Source organism: bacterium (genome assembly GCA_029210545.1).
GTDB lineage: Bacteria > BMS3Abin14 > BMS3Abin14 > BMS3Abin14 > BMS3Abin14 > JARGFV01.
In genome coordinates this window covers 1-2,372 of record JARGFV010000188.1, presented here as the reverse complement: position 1 = coordinate 2,372, position 2,372 = coordinate 1, and the positions used below count along the sequence as shown (strand labels likewise).

General features: G+C 55.7%; 2 protein-coding genes. One reads left to right on the top strand and one right to left on the bottom strand.

Annotated elements, in window-relative coordinates; all coding sequences use genetic code 11:
• Positions 1-207: 207 nt before the first annotated feature.
• Positions 208-732 carry an outer membrane beta-barrel protein gene (locus P1S46_12155; GenBank protein MDF1537223.1) on the top strand — a complete coding sequence of 175 codons (525 nt, stop codon included), beginning with the start codon at positions 208-210 and terminating at the stop codon, positions 730-732.
• Positions 733-924: 192 nt separating this feature from the next.
• Here P1S46_12155 and P1S46_12150 read toward each other — a convergent pair whose 3' ends face one another.
• Positions 925-2,211, bottom strand: coding sequence for an NCS2 family permease (locus P1S46_12150; protein MDF1537222.1), 1,287 nt, complete (start codon positions 2,209-2,211; stop codon positions 925-927).
• Between the last annotated feature and the right edge of the window lie 161 nt (positions 2,212-2,372).

The window sequence follows — 2,372 nt, the reverse complement described above, 5'->3', positions numbered from 1 at the left end:
AAAGGGAAAACGACGCTTTTCCCTTTCCGTGGAGCGAAAAGTCCCGGATTGGACTTTTTGCGACTCTATCATGTTTGATCTTATGAAAAGAAATGTCCCAGTCGGATTTCGGGTGAATATTATGGTTTTCTCCAACCGTCATGTTTGTTAGAATCCCTGGAATATGAACTGAAGGAAACAGAACCTTTTTCTGTGGGGGAGTATCCTATGCGCCGATTCATGGTTTTACTGGCTATTGTCCTTGTCCTCGTATCCGTCACCGCCCACGCTGGTCCAAGCATCTCTGCAGGTGTCCAGACGGTGAGCTTCGGGGGTGACCTCGGGAAATGGTACGACATCCCCTCTGGCCCCGGCATCAACATCAACCTCATGTTCCCCGAGATCCTTGGCGTCGCCCTGGATTTTAACGCCGGACAGCGAAAGGTCGACGATGACAACGGTAACGAAGTCATCTACACTTGGCTGGAAGGCGGCCCGCGCATCCTTTTCGGCAAGGACGGTTCCAAGATCCGCCCCGATCTGTTCTTCGGCGTCGGCTCCTACGACCTGGAGATCGGACCTCTCGAGTGGGACACCGCCACCGGCGGCTATATCGGGTTCGGTTTCCAGGAGTACGCCACCGACGACTGGTTCGGCAGGCTGCAGATAAAGAGCGCCTACTGGAAGAGCGATACAAGCAACACCGATGGCGCTACCCTGAATATAGCTCTCATGATGGGCTACGAATTTTAAATTTAAAATTGGCTCACCTGATAAAAAGGGTCCCTCAGGGGACCCTTTTTTTTATGAGCCGATTTTAAATTGTGTGAACAATCTCCCTCTCTCTCATTTCCCCGCCAGCACATTTCAGGGGTGAAACTCAAGCTGTTCTGTTTCTTTTCCGCATTTAAAAATTAACCTGGAGGAACCTCTCCCGGTTAATTTTTAAATTAGCAGGCTCACCACACAAAGGGCGGCGATGATCATGAGAACGGGATCGACTTCCCTGACCTTGCCTATGAGAACCTTGATGAGGGTGTAGGAGATAAACCCGAAGACCAGCCCCTGGGCGATGGAGTAGGTCAGGGGCATGAGGACGAGGGTCAGGAAGGCCGGAACCCCTTCCTCGAAATCGTAAAAGTTGATCTGGCCGATCCCCCGCATCATGAAGATACCCACGATGATGAGGGCCGGGGCCGTCGCGTAAGCCTGGACCGAACCGATCACCGGGGTAAAGAACGCGGCGAGAAGAAACAGGATCCCGGTGGTGATGGCGGTGATACCCGTTCTGCCGCCCACGGCCACACCGGAGGCCGACTCGATGTAGGAGGTTGTGGTGCTGGTGCCGAGGATGGAGCCGAACACCGTGGCCACGGCGTCAGCCGACAGCATCTTCGGGAGACCCTTGATGTCCCCGTCCTTTTCCAGGCCCGCCTCACGGCAAACAGCCAGCAGGGTCCCGAGGCTGTCGAAAAGGTCCACGAACATGAAGGAGAAGATACTGGCCCACAGGGAGACCTTGAGGGCTCCGAGGATGTCCAGCTTGAACGCTACCGGGGCCATGCTCGGCGGCATGGAAACGAAACCTCCCGGGAAGGGGGAAACCTTGAAGATCATCCCCACGAGGGCCGTTGCCAGGATCCCGATGAGGATCGACCCCTTGATCTTGCGGATCTCCAGGACGATGATGAGCAATATCCCGAGAAGACCGAGGAGCACCGTTTTGCTCTTGACGTCACCCAGGCCCACCAAAACGGCGTCGCTGTTCACGATGAGGCCCAGGCCCTGCATGCCGATGAAGGCGATGAACAGGCCGATACCCACTGAGGTGGCGATCCTGAGGGAGGGCGGGATCGCCTTGACGACCCTCTCCCGGACACCGATGAATGTGAGGATGAGGAAGATGACACCCGAGATGAAGACCACCCCGAGGGCCTCCTGCCACGGCACCCCGGCCCCGATGACCAGGCTGAAGGCGAAGAAGGCATTCAGCCCCATTCCCGGAGCCATCATGATGGGAGCGTTGGCCCAGACGCCCATGAGGATGGAAGACAGCCCCGCTACCAGGCAGGTGACCGTGATGAGGGCTCCCTTGTCCATCCCGGCGGCCGACAGGATACCGGGGTTCACGAAGACGATGTAAGCCGCGGTGAGAAAGGTTGTGAGGCCGGCAATGACCTCTGTGCGTAAATCGGTACTGCGCTCGGAAAGCTTGAACCAGGATTCCAGCATTCCCCCCTCCTTTCCTTCTGGATTCAACCCTGTTTAACAGTGCTTGTTTAACACAGGGTAGAATCCGGAAGCAAATTTTTTTGAACGAGGATCCGTCGAAAAAACCGTCCGTAACCATATTGGAATCCTGAGGTTCAGAAACCTTCTCCAAACTGCAGCAA

Coding starts and splice junctions, on each gene's coding strand:
- P1S46_12155 (MDF1537223.1), top strand. CDS start 208: ATGCGCCGATTCATGGTTTTACTGGCTATTGTCCTTGTCCTCGTATCC.
- P1S46_12150 (MDF1537222.1), bottom strand. CDS start 2,211: ATGCTGGAATCCTGGTTCAAGCTTTCCGAGCGCAGTACCGATTTACGC.